Below are 20350 nucleotides of genomic sequence, written 5' to 3'. Positions count from 1 at the left end.
CCAGCTGTACGTGCAGGGCTCACTGATCGCCCAGGGCACCGCGGCCGCACCGGTGGTGTTCACCTCCTTCCGGGACGACACCGCAGGCGGCGACACCAACAGCGACGGCAGCGCCACCCTCGCGGCCCCCGGCGACTGGACCGGCATCAATGTGGCGCTTGACGCCTACGCCGACCTCCAAGGAGTGACCATCCAATACGCGTCCACGGGACTGGCGGTTTCCCCCGGCGGGGGAGCAGAGATTCACGGCAGGCTCCTGAACGACCAGACGGGCGTGTCCTCCAACGACTACGTGGACGCAACAAACGTGGACTGGGGCGACTCCTCAGGACCCGCTCCGCTGGGTACGGGTACTGCCGTCGAGGGATCGGGGGTAGACGTCGTCCCTTGGGTTGGCTATGTGGCGCCCCCCCAACCAACCGAGGAGCCGGCCACCACGGTGCCGTCAGCCGATGACGGCAGCGACAACAGTGCCGACATTATCCCGGGATGCAAGCGCATTATGTTCCTGGCCGTCCGCGGATCGGGTGAGTACACCAACCTGGGAATTCGAGACAGTGGTTACGACGCGGCCTACCAGAACTGGCAGGATGGTTTCGGCCCGAATATTCAGAACGTCTATCAAGGGTTTCAGGACTATATGAAATCCCACGGATACGTGAACGCGAATAACGCGGACTGGAAGGGCATAGGGCTGCGCTATCAAGCAATGCATGTACCGGTATTCGGGAGCGGATCGGTCGGCGGCAGCGCGTCTGATTCCTACAACCTGGCCTTTACATCGAGCGAATTCACATACAGCTATTGGCAAGGCGCCTACAGGATTCGGCAGTACCTGAACGACGAATTCGCGAAGTGCGGTGCAAGTCAGAAGTATGTGCTTGCAGGCTACTCACAGGGCGCCTTGGCCATACACCTGTATCTGACCGTATTGGCTCAAAGCGATAGGATCCCCGATTCTCTTATTGCGGCTGTTGGACTTCAATCTGATCCAGCTAAGAACAAGGATGGTGCGGAGTCGATCTACACCAACTTCTGGACGAATGCGAGAGAGTCCGGAGACGACGGCATTGTGAACACCACAGGCATCTACAGCAAATCACAAGGGATAGGAAGTGGACGGCTTCCCAGCGACGTCACCGGGCGCACCGTCACGCTTTGCAACAACCATGACCTCGTGTGCTCGGCGAGCATCCATTCGAATACGACTGTCCACACGAGTTATCTATCCGCCGAGCTCGAAGACATGGGTGCGTGGCTCGCTTGGAAGGCGATCGCCGTCGGGCTTCCTTCCCGACCCTGAGCCTAAGACGCTCCATTTGGGTCGGTACGCGTCCCGTTCGGCGCCCCTGGGTCGTACTTCAAAACGAGCCAAGCAAGGCAGATGAGACAACGGCCAGCGAGAGACGGAGGCCTAGGTGCCCGCTTGACGCGACAGGGTCAGCGCCTACCTGAGCAGCAGCTCGACGCCCCGGCAGCAGGGCCGTCCCTCGCCCATCGGCCGGCGTCAACCCCTCTGCTTCCAGCGCGGCCTTGGGCAACTAGCGGGCCACAGGTAGCGGCTCACAGGAGTCATCAGGGCGCATCTTCGGCTCTCCACGGATGCGAGAATCCGCCCGCCTCGCGGTATCCGACAGGATTCCCAAGCTGGACACGCGGGTTCGATTCCCGTCACCGGCTCCATCCACGAACGAGGCACGAGCGACAAGCCGTCCAGGGGGCGCTCGCAGGTCACCCGAATGGCGCAGGTGGGGGCGAGGCTTCGGAGGTAGCGTTTCAGAGGGTCGTCGCCCCGATCCCGGCCCGGCCCGCCAAGAGGCGCACTTGCGCGGAAGCTGGGGAGGTTGTGGAAATGTTCGAACCACTGAGGGCAGTACCGACCATCGCGGTGTCAGACATCGAGAGGGCGAAGCAGTTCTACGGCGAGACCCTGGGCCTGAAGCCCATCGACTCGAGGGCCGACGGCGTCAGGTATGACGGGGGCGGAGGGACGTTCGTGCTCGTCTATCCCTCTGGGTTCGCCGGCACGGCCGCGAGCACCTACATGGGCTTCACCGTGGACGACGTGGAAAAGGCCGTCGCTGAGCTCCGGGACCGCGGCGTCGTCTTCGAGGAGTACGACATGCCGGGGCTGAAGACCGTCGACGGCATTGCCGAGATCGAAGGCGTCAAGGGCGCCTGGTTCAAGGACCCCGACGGCAACATCTTGTCGATCAACCAGGAGCTCTGACTCCGGACCGGTCCAGGGGCGGCTCGATGGAGCCGCCCCCGTCCCGGGGTCGAACTTCAGGACACGCGTGATGCTGACCGGCTGTACTCAGAAATCGCCGCCACCGTCGCCTGAGCCGAAGTCCTGGAAGAACCCCATTGACAGACCCGGCATGCCCCTGCCGGCGTCGCCATCGAGGCTTGCCTCTCCCATCGAGTACTCGCTGGCCGGAAGCTCGGAGACGGTCCCGCAGCGCTGGCAGGTGGACACCACCCACTCGTCGACCTCTCGGTGCTCCCACACGTGGTTGCGGATCGCGCAGCCGACCCTATTTCTCAGGTTCATGGTTCGAGTGTGAGGATCTCCGAGCTGCCAGTCTGTGCTGCGCGTTACACAGCGAGCGTCACTCTCGCGATGCCAGCTGCGCCAGCCAAGGGCCGGTGCACCCCGCCTGGCTAGCGGCTCGCTTCGACGGACCGCTCTTCGCGGTCCGCGGCCTCTAGAGCGACCGCCGCACCCTTGAGCTTGCGCGGCCAGGCACTGAAGTCGCCCAGCAGCGTGAGGAGCGCCGGCACCAGGATCGTCCGCACGACCAGCGCGTCGATGAGCACGCCCAACCCCGTGACGAACGCCAGCTCTCGGAACTGCCGCAGCGGGATCAACGCAAGCATCCCGAAACTCGCCGCCAAGGTGACCCCAGCCACGGTGATCGCCCTTCGGGGGACCTTTGTGAAAGTGTCGGTCACTCCTTGGGAACTGGGACCTCGCTGACCGGTGTGATCGTGCTAGTGCAGCGCTTGAAGCCAGGCCAGAGGAACTTGTGGACAGCATTGACGTCCTCCGCCTCGACGACCAGGAAGAGCGTGTGCTGGGCGTTCGCGCCGTAGCGACCGATCAGCGTGACCCCCTCGACACTGGCGTCATACAGCGAGTTGGAGCCGCCCTCGTCTCTGGGGCAAAGCTCAGGACTGTGAACCTGCGTGATGTGGAACAGCACTGATCCTCCTCATGCACCCGCTCCAGTTGGAAACTCCATGGTGGACCGGGTTGGCGCCGATGTCACTGGAGACGATGACTGGCGCGGCGCCCCGCACTGGGCGGTCACCGGCTCCTGCACCGTGCGGTCAGCAATCGCCGCCACCGCCACCCCCACAGTCGCCGGATCCGAAGTCCTGGATGAACCCGATCCAGGCGCCAGGTATGCCCCGACCGGGGTCGCCACCCGTGGTCCGCTTTCCCTCCGTGTACGCGCTGGCCGGAAGGTCAAAGACGGTTGCGCAGCGCTGGCAGGTGGACACGATCCAGTCGTCGAGCTCTCGGTACTCCCACAGGTGACCATGAATCGCGCATCCGACCTTCTGTCTCAGCCTCATGGTCCGAGTGTCAGGGCCCTCGGGGCGCCCGTCTGTTCCGCGCGCGACACAGCAGCACGCGATTCTCGCTGCCGCCGAAGGTGCAGGGCAGGGACCCCAGGCTCAACCCATCCATCGATCCGTAGCCCGCGAGGCCGCTGACTCTTGGGCCGGATGAGGATGTTGTCGCGCGGGGCCGCCGGTCAGACAATGGGCCATGACCCGGCGCAGGCTCACGGACATCTTTGCGGTTTCGCTTGGAGGTCTGTACATCGTCGCGGGGATCGCGGAGACGACTCGCGCCGTGGTCACCGGTGACGGAGGGATCCCCTTCTGGTTTGGATCCCTGGTCGGTGGTGGCGCACTGATCCTGCTCGGAACGCTGGCTCCCCTTGGGCGACCGAGGTTGGCCCGCGGCCTCGTCACGGCGGGATGCCTCGCCGGGATTCTCGCGACCATGTGGACGCTGGTGATCCCTCTGTTCGCGCTGGCTGTCGTGGTCCTCGTGCACCTGAACGGCGAGGATGCCCTGCCCCGACAGTCGGCCTCCTGATGATCGCGGTTGTCGGATCCTTGAGAGTTGCCGACGGAACGGTGCCGCGCGTCAGCCCACGGAGCAGGTCGACATCTCGCTGACGCACTGGGCAGGGCAGTCCGTGCCACCGAGCGCCTGGCCCCGCGTCTGCGGCCCGGACGGCTACACCGACCCGTCGGTCACGGATGCGACCGGTAAGGACTGCAACGTGTTCGACGGTGTCTTTCTCGACGACGGCCGAGGGCCGCGGCGGCGCTAGCGGCTCGCTTCTACGGCCCGCTCTTCCCGGTCCGCGGCCTCTTGAGCGACCGCGGCACCCTTGAGCTTGCGCGGCCAGGCACTGAAGTCGCCCAGCAGCGTGAGGAGCGCCGGCACCAGGATCGTCCGCACGACCAGCGCGTCGATGAGCACGCCCAGCCCCATGACGAACGCGAGCTCTCGGAACTGCCGCAGCGGGATCAAAGCAAGCATCCCGAAGCTCGCCGCGAGGGTGATGCCGGCTGCCGTGATGGCGCCAGACGTCTCCGGGATCCGCTCCGCGATCGCCTTGCGCAGCGTCGTGTGGTTGGCCCGGGTCCAGACGTGGCCGACCCCGTAGATGTTGTAGTCGGACCCGAGCGACAGCAGCAGCACCGAGGCGGCGAACGGCACGTAGAAGGCCACGCCCTCATGGCCCAGCCGGTCCTGGAAGACCAGCGTCAGACAACCCAGCGATGCCGCCAAGGCAAGCACGCTGCAGCCGAGGAGGAGGACCGGTGCCACGATGGCACGCAGGAACACCATGAGCAGGACGAGGTTCACGAGCAGCACCGCGATCGCGATCCGTTGGAGGTCGGCGTTGGTCGCCGCCACGAGCTCGCTGGCCACGGCCGTGTCCCCTGCCACGCCGTAGCGGGCTCCCTCCAGCCCCGCCCGCTGCAGCATGCCTGGCATGGCCGCAGACAGGCGGTTGAGGTCGTGGATCGCCGTCGGGCCAAGCGGGTCGTGGTCGAGGATCACGAGGAGGCGAGCGGCATCGCCACTCTTGGTCACCAGCGCGCCTCGCACGACTTCGTCGGGCAGCGCGTTGGGACTGAGGACGCCGGCTACCCCCGGCTGTTTGTCCAGCTCCTGACCGAGGCGGGTGAGCTTGTCCCGGTCGGTGCCGACGCCGCGGCCTTGCAGCAGGAGCTCGGTCGGCGCGACGATGCCGGGCGCGAAGCCGGAGGACGCGGCCTGCGCGGCCGCGTGGGGCTTGCTGTCAGCGGGGAGCGAGGCGACGAAGGACACGCCCAGGTGCAGGCGCCCCACGTCGGCGGAGAGGGCCGCGAGCCCGAGCACACAGGCTCCTCCGAGGACGAGCGCCACCACCCTGACAGTCAGCACCCGGGCGGCGGCGCGCGCCACGGGGAGAGTGCGGCTCCGCTTGGGTCGGGTCGGCCAGAACAGGGCGTGACCGAAGATCGCCATGAGTGCCGGCAACAAGGTCAGCGAGACGACCACGGCGGACAGCACCGACAGCGAGAGCACGGGTCCGAAGGCGCGGAAGAAGCCAGACTTCGCCACCAGCATCGCGGCACTGCCCGCCGCCACCGCGATCCCCGCCACCAGGACGATCCGGCCGGTCTGCGCGGCCGAGGCCTTGGCCGCCGTCAGCTTGTCGAGGCCGTCTTCGAGGCCGGTGCGCATGCTGGAGAGGTAGAAGATGGCGTAGTCCGTCACGATGCCCAGCACCAGGGCGAGCACCAGTGGTTTGAGCTCCTCGGGCGCCCCGCCCTCCACGAACCCGCCGGCGTAGTTGGTGATGCGCACGGCTAGGAAGTACGACGCGGCTGCCGTCACCAGCGCGACGAGCGGGGCGACGACCGAGCGGAACTTGAGGGCGACGATCCCGATGACCGCCACGAGGGTGGCGCCCTCGAGCAGCAGCAGGTGGTCGTAGAGGATCTTCGACTGGGCCAACTGGGCGGGGACGGTGCCCGTCACCCCGACGAGGTGGTCATCGGGCTGGTTGACGTGCTCTCGTCCGAACGCGCCGGCAGCGGCGACCTCCGCGCCGAAGGTCGTGCCCGGCTTGGTGAAGACGTAGCTCAGCGCCGTGGTGCCCTGCTCCGACGACGACGGGAAGGCGCCCTGCGTGTTGGCGATGGGCACGACGGCCACGATGGGGCCGACATCACCGATCGTTCGCTGGGCCACGCCGACCGCGCGCTCCAGTGCCCGCTGCTGCGCGGCCTGGGTCAGGCCGTGCTCGTCGCGTTGCACCAGCATCGTGCGCGACAGGATGGGGAACCCGAAGGCCTTGGCCGACGTGGTCTCCGTCGCGATGGCTCGGCTGTTGGGCGGTGCGAACCCGCCGAGATCCGCGTTGGGGGTGGTTGCCGGGAGCCAGACGGCGGCCGCGATCGCGCCGGCTGCCCACCCCAGCACGACGAACCAGCGGAGCCTGACCACCAGCCAGGCGTAGATCCTGGCGAACGCGCCGGCCTCGGACTTGCGCCACGACCTCATTGATCAGCCTTCCGTGTATGGAGCAAGGACTATCCCATTTCAGGGCCTGCCACATCCCGGGGCCTGCCTCGGGAGGTGTCGGGCCCACGCTCGGGCCAATTCCGGGTATGCCGCGTCGCGACGGTGCACGTCGCGACGGCGCGCCTCGCGCGGCATACCCCCCAAGCGGTCCATAGACGCGCCGACCGGGAGCGTGGCAGCGTGGATTCATGATGCGCACTATCGACGCTGACTATCTCGTCGTGGGGGCTGGTGCCATGGGGATGGCGTTCACGGACGCGCTCATCGACCATGCCGACGTCCGCGTGGCCCTGGTCGACCGTCGCCATGGGGTCAGTGGGCACTGGCTCGAGGCGTACCCCTTCGTGCGCCTGCACCAGTCCTCTGCCTTCTACGGCGTCGCGTCGACCCTGCTCGGGGGAGGCCAGCTGCAGCAGCGTGGTCCGGAGGAGGGTCTTCAGGAGCGAGCGTCCCAGTCGGAGATCTGCACCTACTACGCGCGGATGCTCGACCGGATGGTGGAGTCGGGCAAGGTCGAGTTCTTCCCCAACTGCGAGTACCTGGCTGACCGGGGGGTCGTCTCGCGGATCTCGGGTGAGCGGTTCGAGGTGTCCGAGGGGTGCCGCATCGTGAACGCCCACTACCTGGCGCCCAGCATCCCTGCGGAGAAGCCGGCGCCCTTCGACGTCGCGGACGACGCCAGGGTCCTGCCGGTCAACAGCCTCGCCCGGCTGGAGGAGGCACCGAGCCAGTACGTCGTCGCCGGGTCGGGCAAGACCGCGACCGACGCCTGCATCTGGCTGCTGTCGCGCGGCGTCGACCCCGACGCGATCTGCTGGGTGCGGCCCCGCGACCCGTGGATGATCAACCGGGCCGTGGTCCAGCCGAACCCCACGATCTTCCTCGGCATGGCCGCCGACACGATGCGGGCAGCGTCCCAGGCGACTTCGCTCGACGACCTGTTCCTCCGCCTGGAGGATTCCGGCATCATGCTGCGGGTCGACCGGACGGTCCTGCCGACGATGGCCAAGGCCCCGACCCTGGCCACGTGGGAGCTCGAGCAGCTGCGCACGCTCGAGAACGTCGTGCGACGGGGGCACCTCAAGACCGTCGACCGGGGGAAGCTCTCCTTCGCCGACGGATCGGTCGCCGTCGCGGAGGACGCCCTCGTCGTGCACTGTGCGGCGGACGGGCTGAAGTACCCCCCGCTCGTCCCCGTCTGGCGTCCCGAAGGGATCACCCTGCAGGCGATCCGGGCCGGCTTCCCGTGCTTCGGTGCGGCCCTGGTCGGGTACGTCGAGGCGACCCGGCAGGACGACGAGGAGAAGAACCGGCTCTGCCCGCCGACGCCGTACGGCAACTCGATGGCGGAGTGGGCGAAGATGAACGTCCTGGGCACGCGGGCCGCCATGTCCTTCATGGCCGAGCCCGACATCAAGGAGTGGTCCAACCAGGTCGCGCTCAACCCGGCGCGCATCCCGCCCGGACACCCCGAGTCGGCAGCACTGGATGACGCGCGTGAACGCCTGGCCACCCACACCGGTCCCGGGCTGGCAGGGTTCGCCGCCCTGATGGGAGCCAACGGCTGAGGTGAGGTGAGGTCAGGCAGGCTTGGACCCCAACGCCCGCATCTGGCCGGCCACGGCATCAGCCTCGCGAGAGTCTTCGTGCAGCAACCCGTCCACCACTCCTGCCCGGTCCGCTGCCGAACGGTTCTGGCTGAGCTTGGCCTTCGCCTCGACCCGCTCGACCGAGATCTCCACCCCGACGATCGCGCGCAGCTGCCCTTGGATGTACTTCTCCGGCGCATCGGCACTGCGCCACGGCGCCGCACGATTGCCCTCGTGCCGCTCGACCAGCTCGTCCACCGCCCCGCGGACCCACTCGGCGTCGTCGTGCACCGTCGCCCGTCCGCTGAGCTGCACCACGGAGTAGTTCCACGTGGGCACGACCCTGCCGTGCTCGGCCTTGCTGGCGTACCAGGAAGGAGAGATGTAGGCCTGCGGACCGGTCACGATCAGTAGGACGGGTTCGTCTGCGCCGATGGACCTCCAGTGCGGGTTCGCCCGCGCCAGGTGGGCGATGACGGTGTCACCGCGCCACACGATCGGGAGCAGGGTCGCCAGCGGGTAGCCGTCCGGACCAATCGAGACCAGCTGCGCCGAGCCGATCTCCTCGACCATCCGGCGGATGGCCACGACGTCGTCCAGGGCGTTGAAGTGCGGCACGTACATGGGCGTCAGTCTCCCTCCGCGCCGAGCCGAACCCGGACGGCAGCACCCGCGCACAGGACGACAACCAGGCCGCCGACGATCGTGGTCCAGGTCAGGTCCTCCCCCAGCAGCAGCCCCGCCCAGGCGATCGAGAGCACCGGCTGGACGAGCTGGACCTGGCTCACCTGGGCCATCGGGCCGATGGCCAGGCCGTGGTACCAGGCGAAGAAGCCGAGGAACATGCTGACCACACCGAGGTAGGCGAACGCCGCCCACTGCGTCGCAGTCGCGGACGGAGGCTGGTGCGACGCGGACAGCCCTGCCAGGAACACCATCAGCGGCGAGCACAGCACGAGCGCCCACGAGACCGTCTGCCACGCACCGAGCTCCCGCGCCAGCAGGCCACCTTCGGCATAGCCGACTGCCGCAGCCACCACGGCGCCGAAGAAGAGCAGGTCCGACCACCGCAGGTGCCCGAGGCCGCCCCACTGGGCCGACGCGAAGCCCATCGCCGCGACCGCCCCCACCAGGGCGATGACCCAGAAGGCGACCGGCGGGCGTTCGTGACCGCGAAGCACGGCCATCGTCGCGGTGGCAGCCGGCAGCAGCGCGATGACGACGGCTCCGTGGCTCGCGGGCGCTGTCGTCAGGGCGAAGGACGTCAGCAGCGGGAAGCCGACGACCACCCCGCCGCCGACCACCGCGAGCTGCGCCCACTGGCGACCACGCGGCATACGTTGGCGGGTCAGGGCCAGTGCCGATCCGGCCAGCACTGCCGCGACCACGGCGCGACCCGATCCGATGAACAACGGCGACAGGCCGCCGACGGCCACCCGCGTGAACGGCACGGTGAACGAGAAGGCTGCTACCCCGACCAGTCCCCACAGCATCCCGGCCAGTGGCGTCGCGGATACCGCCGTGCCACGAATCAGGGTAGCGCTACTATGTTGCGTCATGGACAACGATAGCAGTTCCCGGATCGTGGCAACACTGCGCGACTGGATCGCGAGCGCTCCACCCGGGGCGCGCCTGCCCTCGACGCGGCTCCTGGTCACCCAGCACCAAGCCAGCCCGGTCACCGTCCAGAAGGCCCTGCGCGAGCTCACGACCCAGGGACTCGTCGAGACCCGCCCCGGCGTCGGGACGTTCGTCCGAGCGGTCCGCACGGCACGCCCGTCGGACTACGGCTGGCAGACGGCGGCCCTGCGAGCACCCCAGTCACGCGGCCAGGCCGTCTCCACCGCGATGCGGAGCGCGCCCAACGACGTCATTGCCCTGCACTCCGGCTACCCCGAGCGCGAGCTGCTGCCCGAGCGGCTCGTGCGATCGGCCCTCACCAGGGCGGTGCGTGGGGACACGGCGACCTCGCGCCCACCGGCGGCCGGGCTCCCCGACCTCCAGTCGTGGTTCGCGCACGAGCTGGGCGCCGCAAGCCCCGTGGGGGTCACGCCACCCGCCGCGAGCGATGTCGTCGTGCTGCCGGGGAGCCAGAGCGGACTCAGCTCGGTGTTCCGCGCCCTGGTGGCCGGCGGACAGCCGGTGCTCATGGAGTCGCCCACCTACTGGGGTGCCATCAGCGCCGCCGCCCAGGCCGGGGTGCGCGTCGTCCCGGTGCCGTCAGGCCCCGACGGCCCCGACCCCGACGAGCTCGCGCGGGCCTTCGAGGAGAGCGGCGCCCGGGTGTTCTACGCGCAGCCCAACTACGCGAACCCCACCGGCGCCCAGTGGTCGAGCGAGCGCGCGGAACAGGTGCTCGACGTCGTCCGCGACCACGGCGCGTTCCTGGTCGAGGACGACTGGGCCCACGACTTCGGCATCACCACGACGCCCAGACCCGTTGCGGCGCATGATGATTCGGGGCACGTGATCTACCTGCGCTCGTTGACCAAGAGCGTGTCGCCGGCGCTGCGCATCGCCGCCGTCATCGCTCGCGGACCGGCGCGGGAACGCATCCTGGCGGACCGCGGAGCCGACTCAATGTACGTCAGCGGCCTCCTCCAGGCGGCAGCTCTCGATGTCGTGACCCAGCCCGCGTGGCAGACGCACCTGCGCAGCGTCCGCGAACAGCTCCGAGCCCGTCGCGACCTCCTCCTCGACAGCCTGCGCGAGCACGTCCCGCAGGCGCACGTCGAGCACGTGCCGACGGGTGGCCTGAACCTCTGGGTACGCCTCCCCGACGGGACGGACCTCGAGCGGCTCGCGGCGGACTGCCAGCGCGACGGCGTCCTCGTCGCCCCGGGGACAGAGTGGTTCCCCGCCGAGCCGGCGGGGGCCTACCTGCGACTCAACTACACCGGGCCCAATCCCGGCGCCTTCCCCGAGGGCGCGCGGATCCTGGGCGCGGCCCTCGAGCGGCTCCGCGCCTAGTGGGAACCACGTGAACCGGGCCTGCGCGTGACGCTGAACTTCCACCCCGACCGCCAGCACCGCGGCATACCGATCCTGCTGGCCATGGCGCGCGACGGGCGCTATCGCAACCAGTTCGAGACCGGCACCAGCAACGGTGGCCTCACGGCGCACCAAGGCGGCGATCAGGCCGGGGCCTGCCGCTCGACGAGGGACTTCAGGTTTGCCAGCTCCTTGCGAGCCTCAGTAGGGCTGAGGATCGCCAGCTCAATGACCTTGCCGACAGGACCGAGGCGGCGGCGCCACTGTGTGGAAACGTGGAGCTGCAGGTCGGTGCCACCCGATCGCTCGCTGAGGCGTGAGGTCACCTCGAGCTGCAGGCCGAAGTAGGCGTCAGTCCTCGTGACCAGTTCGTGGGGTGCGTCGGCGCGCAGCACCGTCGTGCGCGCGGACAGCGGGCCACGCCTCGAGACGTACGTGGAGCCGGGCTCGCCATGGCCACCCTGCAGCTCCCCGATGGACGGCTTTCCAGTCTGCCACTGCGGAATGCGGGTGGGGTCGACATAGGTGTGCCACACCTGCTCAGGTGTTGACTTGATCCAGACGGAGTGCTCCAGCTCGCCCACGCGATCCACCTCCGCGCCGACGACGACGCCGACACCCACAAGCGTACGCATCCGGCGCCCGCGCAGCCTAGGACCGCGTCCCCCCATCTGGCGGGCCTCGCGCGGGTCAGGCGGAACGGCGCAGGGCGGCGACGGCAGGCAGGTCGTCGAGCGCCGAGAAGACCGCCGTGTCGCAGACCGTGCAGCAGAAGCCGCCCGGCAGGTCGTCGATCACGGGCACGAGGATCCGCTCGCCCTGGCACTCGTCACACCAGGCCTGGACCGCGTGCAACAGCAGCACATCCGAGGTGTTGTCCATGCGTCGAGAGTGACAGGAGCCACCGACAGGCGGGTGGACCCACGCCGTTCAGTCGCGCCGGCCGTCCACCAGAGCGGGCTCGGCCAAGTCGGTGTTGTCCACGACGAGGTCGGCTCGCGACCACGGAGACCGCTCGGCGAAGTAGAGCCGCTGCCCCTCGACATAGCGCCGCAGATCGGGATGCGCGGGGTCGGGCGTCGATCCGTCGCGCACGGCCATCCTCGCGGCCGAGACCTCGAACGGCACGTCGACGAACACGGTGAACTCGAAGCAGCCCGCGAGCTCGGCCCGGTGCAGGAAGAGCCCGTCGACCACGACCACCGCACCCTCGGGGGCCTCGACGAAGTCCGGGCGGACCACTTCGTCGGTGCGCACGTCGTGGCCCACGGACCGGAACCACCGCGAGCCTCCCGGTCCCAACGGGTCCAGGGCCTCGTCGACCAGGCGCGGATAGTCGTACGAGTCCAGCCAGAAGCCCTCCGGCGACTGCCGGCCACGGGCGTGGCGCTCCGCCCGCACACGGTGCCAGCCGTCCAGGGAGAACTCCACGACGGGACGCCCCAGGTCCCTCAGGGCCGCCGCCAGCTCGGCCGCGAAGGTGGTCTTTCCCGCCCCGTCGACGCCGTCGACACCGACCCGCACACAGCTCGACCCGACGGGGGAAGGGACGCGAGCGGCCACCTCGGACACGAGCGCCTCGCGCACGCTGGTCGTTGCCCGGGACAGCGACGCTGCGCCGAACCCCGAACCCATCAGCCGGGGACCATCCAGCCCAGGAGGGTCACGAGGCCGATGACGGCGCACACCACGAACAACCCTGCCAGTGCCACCGCGATGATCGTCGCAGCATCCGGGCCACCCTCTCCGGCGCTCGAGCCGGGCGACGCGCCCGCACCAGGGGGCTGCGGCGAGCTGGTCGCGGTGGTTGGCGTCTTGGCCTGCTCAGCCCGTCGCCGCAGCGCGTCGACCCGCTTGTTGCCCTCCCGCTCCCGTACCGACCGCGGCAGGCTGCTCCACATCTGGCCGAAGTGGTCGCCGTGCCGTTCCCGCCACGCCTCGACCGCCTCGTCCACGTCCTTGCCGCGTCGGGCCGTGCCGAACCAGGCGGCCCCCGCCGCCGGCAGGTCACGCATCGCGTAGTTGACCTCGCCCAGCAGCTCCAGCGCCTCGGCATCGAACTCCCCCGCCAGGTGTCCGACGAGGCGCTCGCGCGCCTTCCACTCCCGCCCGGCGTCGAGGTCGGCCCGAGCACGCTGGACCGCGTTGCTCGGCTGGCTCGAAGGCTGCGTCTGGGGTTCCTCGGTCACACCACGTGAGTATGCCGTGCCCTCCCCCGCGCGCCCGCGTCATCGGGGGCACGCGGCATACGTCATCCGTTTGGTGGGGAATCCCACAGAGGGGTTGCAATTGTTACCCACCGGTAGAATCATGGAAGTTACCGCCCGGTACGGGCCGGTCGACCACAAGTCACCACTCGGAGGGTTCCCCGACATGGGCCACTACAAGAGCAACCTGCGCGACCTGGAGTTCAACCTCTTCGAGGTCTTCGGCCGCGGCGACGTCCTGGGCACCGGCCCCTATGCCGATGTCGATGCAGACACCGCCAAGGAGATGCTGAAGGAGGTCGCGCGGCTGGCCGAGAACGAGCTGGCCGAGTCGTTCGCCGACGCCGACCGCAACCCTCCGGTCTACGACCCCAAGACCTACTCGGTGACCATGCCCGAGTCGTTCAAGAAGAGCTACCAGGCCTACGTCGACTCCGGCTTCTGGAACATCGACGTCCCGCGCGAGCTCGACGGCACCGTCGCCCCGCCGAGCCTGAAGTGGGCCATGAACGAGATGGTCCTCGGCGCCAACCCGGCGATCGCGATGTTCGCCGCCTCCTACTCGTTCGCCAACCTGCTCTACATCCTCGGCAACGACGAGCAGAAGAAGCTCGCCCACTGGATCGTCGACAAGGGCTGGCACTGCACGATGGTGCTGACCGAGCCCGACGCCGGTTCCGACGTCGGCGCCGGCCGCACCAAGGCCAGCGAGAACGCCGACGGCACCTGGAACGTCACCGGCGTCAAGCGGTTCATCACCTCCGGTGAGTCCGACATGACCGACAACGTCATCCACTTCGTGCTGGCCCGCCCCGAGGGCGCAGGCGAGGGCACCAAGGGACTGTCGCTGTTCATCGTCCCGAAGTTCCACATCGACCTCGAGACCGGTGAGCTCGGCGAGCGCAACGGCGCCAACGTCACCAACCTCGAGCACAAGATGGGCCTCAAGGTCTCGACGACCTGCGAGATCACCTTCGGCGACAAGGAGCCGGCCGTCGGCACCCTGCTCGGCGACACCCACGACGGCATCGCGCAGATGTTCCGCGTCATCGAGCACGCGCGAATGCTGGTGGGCACCAAGGCGATCTCGACGTTGTCGACCGCCTACCTCAACGCTCGTGACTACGCCAAGGAGCGCGTCCAGGGCGCCGACCTCACCCAGATGAACGACAAGGCCGCGCCCCGCGTGACCATCACGCACCACCCCGACGTGCGTCGCTCGCTGATGACGCAGAAGGCGTATGCCGAGGGGCTGCGCGCGCTCGTGATGTACACCGCGACCCAGCAGGACATCGTGCACCAGGCGTTCCTCGAGAGTGGCTCCGAGGAGCTCGCCGAGGGCTCCGCCGCCGAGATCGCCAACCGGGTCAACGACCTCCTGCTCCCGATCGTCAAGGGCGTCGGCTCCGAGCGCGCATGGGTCCTCCTCGGGACCGAGTCGCTGCAGACCCTCGGCGGATCCGGCTTCCTGCAGGAGTACCCGATCGAGCAGTACATCCGCGACGCGAAGATCGACACGCTCTACGAAGGCACCACGGCGATCCAGGGCCTCGACTTCTTCTTCCGCAAGATCATCAAGGACAAGGCCCAGGCCCTGTCGCACGTGGCCCTGCAGATCCAGGAGTTCGCCAAGGACATCGGCGCCAGTGGCGGACGGCTCGACGCCGAGCGCGAGCTACTCGGGACGGGCCTCGAGGACGTCCAGGGCATCATCGGCTACATGGTCGGCGAGCTGATGAAGTCCGACCCGCGCCAGGAGGGTGGCGAGCTGACCAACCTCTACAAGGTCGGCCAGAACACCTCACGCCTGTTGCTGTCCGCCGGCGACCTCGTCATCGGCTGGCTCCTGCTTCGCCAGGCAGCGGTTGCGGCCAAGGCCCTTGAAGCAGAAGGGGTTTCGGCCAAGGACCGCGACTTCTACGAGGGCAAGATCGATCAGTCCGGTGCCGCTTCGTCGTCGGTCAGGTGATGCCTCTGGGGTTGGTCAGGCGCGCGGGTCCACGTCGACCTCGTCGACACGGGTGCCGGTGGCCGGGTCGGTGTGGCTCACGCGGCGCGACGAGTAGCCGGCGCCCGTGGTGGTGCGGCGGGTGACGATCAGCGACAGCAGGATGGCCAGCACGCCTGCAGCCATGCAGATCCAGCCGATCATGCCGAGGTTGACCACGTCGGTGGACGCGTTGAGCGCGAAGGTCAGGATCGCGCCGACGACGATCAGGAAGATGCCGACTCCGATGTACATGCTCACTCCTGGGGATTGCGGGCACTGGTCACCCGTTCCCTCAACTCTAATGGCCAAAAGCTCCTGACCTGCGGTGACGCGGCGCATTCTTCTCATACCGCCACGTCGCGACAGGGGCCGGAGAGCGGCACCGACCCGCCACCCCTTCCGGCAGCCCGTCGCGAGACCTGACCACCTTTCTGGCCAGTCCCTGTGTGGACTGTGCTTGTGTTCGAACAGATGTTCGACTATGGTTGCCTACATGTCCGCAGCCGCCAGCCTTCTCACCGCCCCACTCGGGACGGTCGAAGTGCTGCGCGAGATCGACGAGCTGCTGGATCGGGTCCACACCGGCGACGTGAGCGGCGGCACTGCCGCGGCGGCGGCCCTGGGCGACATCGACCGGGTGATCACACGGCTGCAGGCCGTTCGGCTCTCACTCGTCGCCGAGGCTGACCGTTCTGAGGTCGCCGCCGACTCCGGACTCAGCGACACGTCCGCATGGTTGGCGGCCAGCACGCGGCGCGAGGGCGGTCAGGCGGCCCGTGACGTGCGGCTCGCGATGGCCCTCGACAACGGCCTTGACGCCACCCGTGAGGCACTGGCCGCCGGCGACGTCTCCACCGAGCACGCCCAGGTGATCGCGACGGCCACCGCCCAGCTGCCCCACGGCGTGAGCACGCAGGAGCGGACGGCCATCGAGGCAGATCTCGTGCGCCGAGCGAAGCTGGTCGACCCGGGCACCCTGCGCAAGGAGGGCAGGCGGATCCTGTCGGTCGCGCAGCGTTCGCAGGCCGAGGTCGACGCCCACGAGGACCAGGTGCTGCGCAGCGAGGAAGACGCGGCGTTGGCCAAGGCGCGGCTGACGTGGCACCACAACGGCGACGGCACCACGACGGGCCACTTCAAGCTGCCGACTCTTGCGGCTTCGATCCTGGCCAAGACCGTTCAACAGATCGCATCGCCCCGTCGGTTCGCCCAGCAGGCTGCCAAGGCGGCCAAGGCTGCAGGTGCCGCCACGCCTGCCGATGTCACAGCGGCCACCTGGGAGGCCTTCCAGGCGGACGGTGACTGGGCACACCGCTACGGCACGGCATTCGTCGAGCTGCTCGAGCACCTCCCCACCGACACGCTCAGCGGCAAGGTCGCAGCCACGGTGGTCGTCACGATCGACCACGACCAGCTCAAGGCTGCTGTCGGAGCCGCCCACCTTGACACCGGCCACGACATCTCCGCCGGGGAGGCCCGCCGACTGGCCTGTAATGCCGGCATCCTTCCGGCGGTTCTGGGTGGACGATCGGTTCCGCTGGACCTCGGGCGCCAAGAGCGATTCTTCACCGAGGCGCAGCGGGTCGCCCTCGCCACGACCTACGACACCTGTGCGGCGACAGGGTGCGATCGGCCCTATGCCTGGTCAGAGCTCCATCACGAGGATCCGTGGGCAAGCGGTGGTCGGACCGATCTGGCGCTGGCAGTCCCGGTGTGCGGATACCACCATCGCCGGATCCACGACCCGCGCTACTCACACCGGATCGACACGGACGGCCAGGGGAAGAAGTCCGTCATCTTCGCTCTCCGGACGTGAGGCGAGGACAGTTGGGCGGGGCGGCGCGGCGGCGCGGGCTGTGGCAGGCCCTGCGGGAGTTCGGCGGCGCGGCGGCGCGGGCTGTGGCATGCCCGGCGGGAGTTTGGCGGGGCCGCGACTCAGCCGGCGAAGCCGCCTGAGTTGCCGCCGCCTGCGCCGGGAATCTTGAAGGATTCGGGCGGGCGTCCCGCGTCCCCTCGGTCGTCTTGTCCGTCGAACGTCGCCCCACGCCGCTGGAGTACCCAGGCAAGGACGCCGATCGCGACCAGCACTGCAAGCAGCCACCACATGTCGCCCACCCCTTCGCAGCGGCCCGCGCGGGAGCGAACCGATGACCCGAGGGTAGGCGCTGCGGCAGGATCTTGGGGGCCAACCGGGAACGCTACGCGCGCGCCCGCCCACTCGTAGGTCAGACGCCTCGCAGGTCGAGGGTCAGTTCGGTGGTGGCGCCGTCGACCAGCACAACGGGGATACCCCAGTCCTGTTGGTAGAGGTGGCAGGCGGCGTGTTCGGGCACCTCGCCGGTCTCGGGGTCGCCGTCGCACGACGCGGCCTGCACCGAGATGTGCAGCACTCCGTCGCCGGCCGCCGGGTCGAGGGTCAGCGTGCGCGTCAGGCCTTCGGCGCTGCCGGCACCTTCGCGCAGCAGGCCCTCGGGGGTCGCCGACACCATCAACCGAGTCGGGTCGCCCCAGCGGAAGTCGAGCTTCTGCCCCGTGGGCGGGGAGAAGCTGACCGTCAGGGTCAGGGGACCTGGCGCGACCTCGGTGCGGGGTCGCTGGGTGCGCTGGGCGAGGCCGTCGACGTGCTGGGCCTTGTCGGGCAACGGGATCCGCACGAGCTGGTGGGCCGCCGACTCGACCACCACCAGGCGCGCTCGAGGCGCGACACTCGAACGGTTCGGGGACTGGGTGTCGCCGACCTCGGTCAGCTCGACGACGGCATCGGAGGGCTCGCGCAGGCCAGTGGCCAGGGTGCTGACTTCGCGGGTGACCGGATCGAACCGGCGGATCGCGCCGTTGTAGGTGTCGCTGATGGCCACCGAGCCATCCGGCAGGACGGTCACGCCGAGGGGGTGCTGGAGCAGCGCGTCGCCAGCCGTGCCGTCCCGGTGGCCGAAGTCGAACAGGCCCTGACCCACGTGGGTGGTGACGACGAAGCCTTCGTCGGTGACGTCGAGCGATCGCAGCGCGGAGGTCTCGGAGTCCGCGACCCACAGGCGCGACCCCTCCTCCGACACCGCGAGCCCCGACGGCTGGGCGAACCACGCCTCGTCCGCCGCTCCGTCGCGAATGCCCTCCGCGGAGGTGCCCCCGAGCACCGCGACCGTGTTGTCGGCCGGGTCGGTGGCCAGGTGCAGGGCCCACAGCTGATGGGTCCCGGCCATCGCGATGACGACCCTACCGATGAACCAGGCCAGGTCCCAGGGCGTCGAGAGGTCCTGCTTGAGGGCCGGGCCGATGCCAGACCGTTCGCGCAGCTGGCGGCCCGTCCCGGCGAGCACCGTCCAGGTTCCATCGGCGAGCCGCAGCCCGAGGATCCGGTGCTTGACGGAGTCCGCGACGACCACGTCGTAGCCGACTCGCTCAGCCGTGTCCGCCGGGAGGACCAGCACCCCCTGCGGCTCGTTCAGCGGACCGGACTCGTTCGTGCCGGCGAAGCGTCGGCGTTCGGTCTCCAGGTCGGGTTCGAGCCACACGAGCTCGTGGTGCGCCGTGTCGGAGACGAGGAACGAACCGTCCGGCAGGGCGGCCGCCTTGCCCGGGAACCGCAGCGCGGTCTGGGCAGGTGCCGGCGCGGCATACGGCGAGTTGCCTTGGCGCAGGGTGCCCTTGGCGCTGTGCGAGGCGATCAGCTCCTCGATGAGGACCGACAGGCCGTGGCCGTGTCCTTCGCCGGACATCGAGGCGACGATGTAGCCCTCGGGGTCGATGACGACCAGCGTCGGCCACGCGCGGGCGGTGTAGGCCTGCCACGTGACGAGGTCGGGGTCGTCGAGCACCGGGTGGTGCACGGCGTAGCGCTCGACCGCAGCGGCGAGGGCGTCGGGGTCGGCCTCGTGCTCGAACTTCGGGGAGTGGACGCCGATCAGGACAAGGGAGTCCGCGTACTTCTCCTCGAGCGGACGGAGCTCGTCGAGGACGTGCAGGCAGTTGACGCAGCAGAACGTCCAGAAGTCGAGCACGACGATGCGCCCGCGCAGGTCGGCCAACGTCACCGGTTCGCCACCGGTGTTGAGCCAGCCCCGCCCGACCAGCTCGGGCGCGCGCAGGCGAGCGTCTCTCTTCACGGCAGCACTCTTCACAGGGGGTATTTCAGTCGCCGGTCCTGCAGGACGGGGAACTGCTCGCGCCAGGTGGTCACCGCAGCCAGGTCGACGTCGACGCTGAGCACTTCCTCGCCGCTGCCGGCCATGGCCAGCGCTTCGCCCGTCGCCGAGATCACCTGCGAGTGGCCGCCCATCGGGGTGCCCGCGTGGGTGCCCGCGGTGTTGCAGGCGATGACGACGCACTGGTTCTCGATGGCACGCGCGTGGGCGAGCAGGGTCCAGTGCCGCACGCGCGCCGCGGGCCATGCGGCCGGGATGACGAAGACGGTGGCGCCTGCGTCGAGCTGGCGGCGATAGAGCTCGGGGAACCGCAGGTCGTAGCACGTCGACAGCGCCGCGCGGTGCGGAGCGTTGTCCTGCCTGGGTCCTGTGCTCGGCAGGTCGACCAGGACGATGTCCTCGCCGGCGTCCATCAGCTTCGGTTCGCCAGAGCCGAAACCGAACCGGTGGATCTTGCGGTATGCCGCGACGAGACTTCCGTCCGCGGCGTAGACGAGCGAGGTGTTCCAGAGTCCGTGGCCGTCCGAGCTCTTCTCTTTCCAGCTCGTGTCTCCCGCCGCGGGGCGTTCGACGATGGACCCGGCGTGGAGCATGACCCCGGCGTCACGGGCGGCGGCGGACATCGCGGCACCGATCGGGCCGTCGACGGGCTGGGCGCGCGCATCCCACTCGCGGTAGGAGAAGCCGCCCGGCGCCCAGAGCTCGGGCAGCACCACGAGGTCGTGACCGGCCTGGGCGCGCACCAGGTCGGCGACGCGCGTGACACGCTCCGCCATGAGTTCGTCGTCGCCGTACGCGATCTGCAGCACCGCAACCCGCAT

The 20350-nt window shown here is 69.1% G+C and carries 21 protein-coding genes; 7 read left to right on the top strand and 14 right to left on the bottom strand.

Translation table 11 applies throughout. From position 1 onward, the window contains the following. On the top strand, positions 1-1303 hold a 1303-nt coding region (locus tag AC1DS4_RS16785), incomplete at its 5' end, for a cutinase family protein (protein ID WP_477646077.1). A gap of 549 nt (positions 1304-1852) precedes the next feature. Further along, entirely contained in the window at positions 1853-2230 is a 378-nt protein-coding gene (locus AC1DS4_RS16780) for a VOC family protein (protein WP_477632964.1), read from the top strand. An 87-nt stretch (positions 2231-2317) separates the two neighbouring features. Here the strand turns inward: AC1DS4_RS16780 and AC1DS4_RS16775 are convergent, their stop codons facing one another. The 4 genes from AC1DS4_RS16775 to AC1DS4_RS16760 form a co-directional block, all read right to left on the bottom strand. Next, the gene (locus tag AC1DS4_RS16775) at positions 2318-2554 is read right to left on the bottom strand and encodes a hypothetical protein (protein WP_477614386.1); all 237 of its coding nucleotides are present in this window, start codon (positions 2552-2554) and stop codon (positions 2318-2320) included. Positions 2555-2664: 110 nt separating this feature from the next. Continuing rightward, positions 2665-2955, bottom strand: coding sequence for an MMPL family transporter (locus AC1DS4_RS16770; RefSeq protein WP_477632963.1), 291 nt, complete (start codon positions 2953-2955; stop codon positions 2665-2667). Then, positions 2952-3206, bottom strand: coding sequence for a DUF3303 domain-containing protein (locus AC1DS4_RS16765; protein WP_477614384.1), 255 nt, complete (start codon positions 3204-3206; stop codon positions 2952-2954). Before AC1DS4_RS16765 ends, AC1DS4_RS16770 begins: the two co-directional genes overlap by 4 nt. A 127-nt stretch (positions 3207-3333) precedes the next feature. Next, positions 3334-3582, bottom strand: a complete 249-nt coding sequence (locus AC1DS4_RS16760) for a hypothetical protein (protein WP_477632962.1) — start codon at positions 3580-3582, stop codon at positions 3334-3336. A 196-nt stretch (positions 3583-3778) separates the two neighbouring features. Here AC1DS4_RS16760 and AC1DS4_RS16755 point away from each other — a divergent pair, with 196 nt between their 5' ends. Next, complete coding sequence (locus AC1DS4_RS16755) at positions 3779-4114, top strand: hypothetical protein (protein WP_477632961.1); 336 nt, start codon at positions 3779-3781, stop codon at positions 4112-4114. A gap of 237 nt (positions 4115-4351) precedes the next feature. Here the strand turns inward: AC1DS4_RS16755 and AC1DS4_RS16750 are convergent, their stop codons facing one another. Next, positions 4352-6586 carry an MMPL family transporter gene (locus tag AC1DS4_RS16750; protein ID WP_477632960.1) on the bottom strand — a complete coding sequence of 745 codons (2235 nt, stop codon included), beginning with the start codon at positions 6584-6586 and terminating at the stop codon, positions 4352-4354. Between the two features lie 209 nt (positions 6587-6795). Between AC1DS4_RS16750 and AC1DS4_RS16745 the strand changes: the two genes are divergently transcribed. Further along, entirely contained in the window at positions 6796-8175 is a 1380-nt protein-coding gene (locus AC1DS4_RS16745) for a pyridine nucleotide-disulfide oxidoreductase (protein WP_477632959.1), read from the top strand. Positions 8176-8187: 12 nt separating this feature from the next. On the opposite strand, the gene AC1DS4_RS16740 is transcribed toward AC1DS4_RS16745, so the two are convergent. Both AC1DS4_RS16740 and AC1DS4_RS16735 read right to left on the bottom strand, forming a co-directional pair. Then, the gene (locus tag AC1DS4_RS16740) at positions 8188-8820 is read right to left on the bottom strand and encodes an FMN-binding negative transcriptional regulator (RefSeq protein ID WP_477632958.1); all 633 of its coding nucleotides are present in this window, start codon (positions 8818-8820) and stop codon (positions 8188-8190) included. 5 nt (positions 8821-8825) lie between these two features. Further along, positions 8826-9755: a DMT family transporter gene (locus tag AC1DS4_RS16735; RefSeq protein WP_477632957.1), complete on the bottom strand. Its 930-nt coding sequence runs from the start codon at positions 9753-9755 to the stop codon at positions 8826-8828. Here AC1DS4_RS16735 and AC1DS4_RS16730 point away from each other — a divergent pair. Beyond that, positions 9754-11166 (top strand): aminotransferase-like domain-containing protein, encoded by a 1413-nt coding sequence (locus AC1DS4_RS16730; protein ID WP_477632956.1) that lies wholly within the window; start codon positions 9754-9756, stop codon positions 11164-11166. The two genes, AC1DS4_RS16735 and AC1DS4_RS16730, sit on opposite strands and share 2 nt — an antisense overlap. A gap of 164 nt (positions 11167-11330) precedes the next feature. Here AC1DS4_RS16730 and AC1DS4_RS16725 read toward each other — a convergent pair whose 3' ends face one another. The 4 genes from AC1DS4_RS16725 to AC1DS4_RS16710 are packed head-to-tail and all read right to left on the bottom strand — an operon-like array spanning position 11331 to position 13376. Beyond that, the gene (locus AC1DS4_RS16725; RefSeq protein WP_477632955.1) at positions 11331-11822 is read right to left on the bottom strand and encodes an SRPBCC family protein; all 492 of its coding nucleotides are present in this window, start codon (positions 11820-11822) and stop codon (positions 11331-11333) included. Between the two features lie 55 nt (positions 11823-11877). After that, positions 11878-12069 carry a hypothetical protein gene (locus AC1DS4_RS16720; RefSeq protein ID WP_477617286.1) on the bottom strand — a complete coding sequence of 64 codons (192 nt, stop codon included), beginning with the start codon at positions 12067-12069 and terminating at the stop codon, positions 11878-11880. 48 nt (positions 12070-12117) lie between these two features. Then, positions 12118-12822 (bottom strand): nucleoside/nucleotide kinase family protein, encoded by a 705-nt coding sequence (locus AC1DS4_RS16715; RefSeq protein ID WP_477632954.1) that lies wholly within the window; start codon positions 12820-12822, stop codon positions 12118-12120. Further along, a complete protein-coding gene (locus AC1DS4_RS16710) occupies positions 12822-13376 on the bottom strand; it encodes a DUF6584 family protein (RefSeq protein ID WP_477632953.1) in 555 nt (184 codons plus the stop codon). Before AC1DS4_RS16710 ends, AC1DS4_RS16715 begins: the two co-directional genes overlap by 1 nt. Positions 13377-13560: 184 nt before the next feature. Here AC1DS4_RS16710 and AC1DS4_RS16705 point away from each other — a divergent pair, with 184 nt between their 5' ends. Then, positions 13561-15363: an acyl-CoA dehydrogenase gene (locus tag AC1DS4_RS16705; RefSeq protein ID WP_477646079.1), complete on the top strand. Its 1803-nt coding sequence runs from the start codon at positions 13561-13563 to the stop codon at positions 15361-15363. A 15-nt stretch (positions 15364-15378) separates the two neighbouring features. Here AC1DS4_RS16705 and AC1DS4_RS16700 read toward each other — a convergent pair whose 3' ends face one another. Further along, complete coding sequence (locus AC1DS4_RS16700) at positions 15379-15636, bottom strand: DUF6458 family protein (RefSeq protein WP_477624833.1); 258 nt, start codon at positions 15634-15636, stop codon at positions 15379-15381. A 241-nt stretch (positions 15637-15877) separates the two neighbouring features. On the opposite strand from AC1DS4_RS16700, the gene AC1DS4_RS16695 reads away from it, so the two are divergent. Then, positions 15878-17200: an HNH endonuclease signature motif containing protein gene (locus tag AC1DS4_RS16695; protein ID WP_477632951.1), complete on the top strand. Its 1323-nt coding sequence runs from the start codon at positions 15878-15880 to the stop codon at positions 17198-17200. Between the two features lie 409 nt (positions 17201-17609). Here AC1DS4_RS16695 and AC1DS4_RS16690 read toward each other — a convergent pair whose 3' ends face one another. Both AC1DS4_RS16690 and AC1DS4_RS16685 read right to left on the bottom strand, forming a co-directional pair. Further along, the gene (locus AC1DS4_RS16690) at positions 17610-19490 is read right to left on the bottom strand and encodes an NHL domain-containing thioredoxin family protein (RefSeq protein ID WP_477632950.1); all 1881 of its coding nucleotides are present in this window, start codon (positions 19488-19490) and stop codon (positions 17610-17612) included. Between the two features lie 11 nt (positions 19491-19501). Then, positions 19502-20350 (bottom strand): nitrilase-related carbon-nitrogen hydrolase, encoded by an 849-nt coding sequence (locus AC1DS4_RS16685; RefSeq protein ID WP_477624867.1) that lies wholly within the window; start codon positions 20348-20350, stop codon positions 19502-19504.

Source organism: Pedococcus sp. P3_C7 (assembly GCF_056402615.1).
Note: the sequence above shows the minus strand (reverse complement) of the source record. Positions and strands in the feature narration are given on the sequence as shown.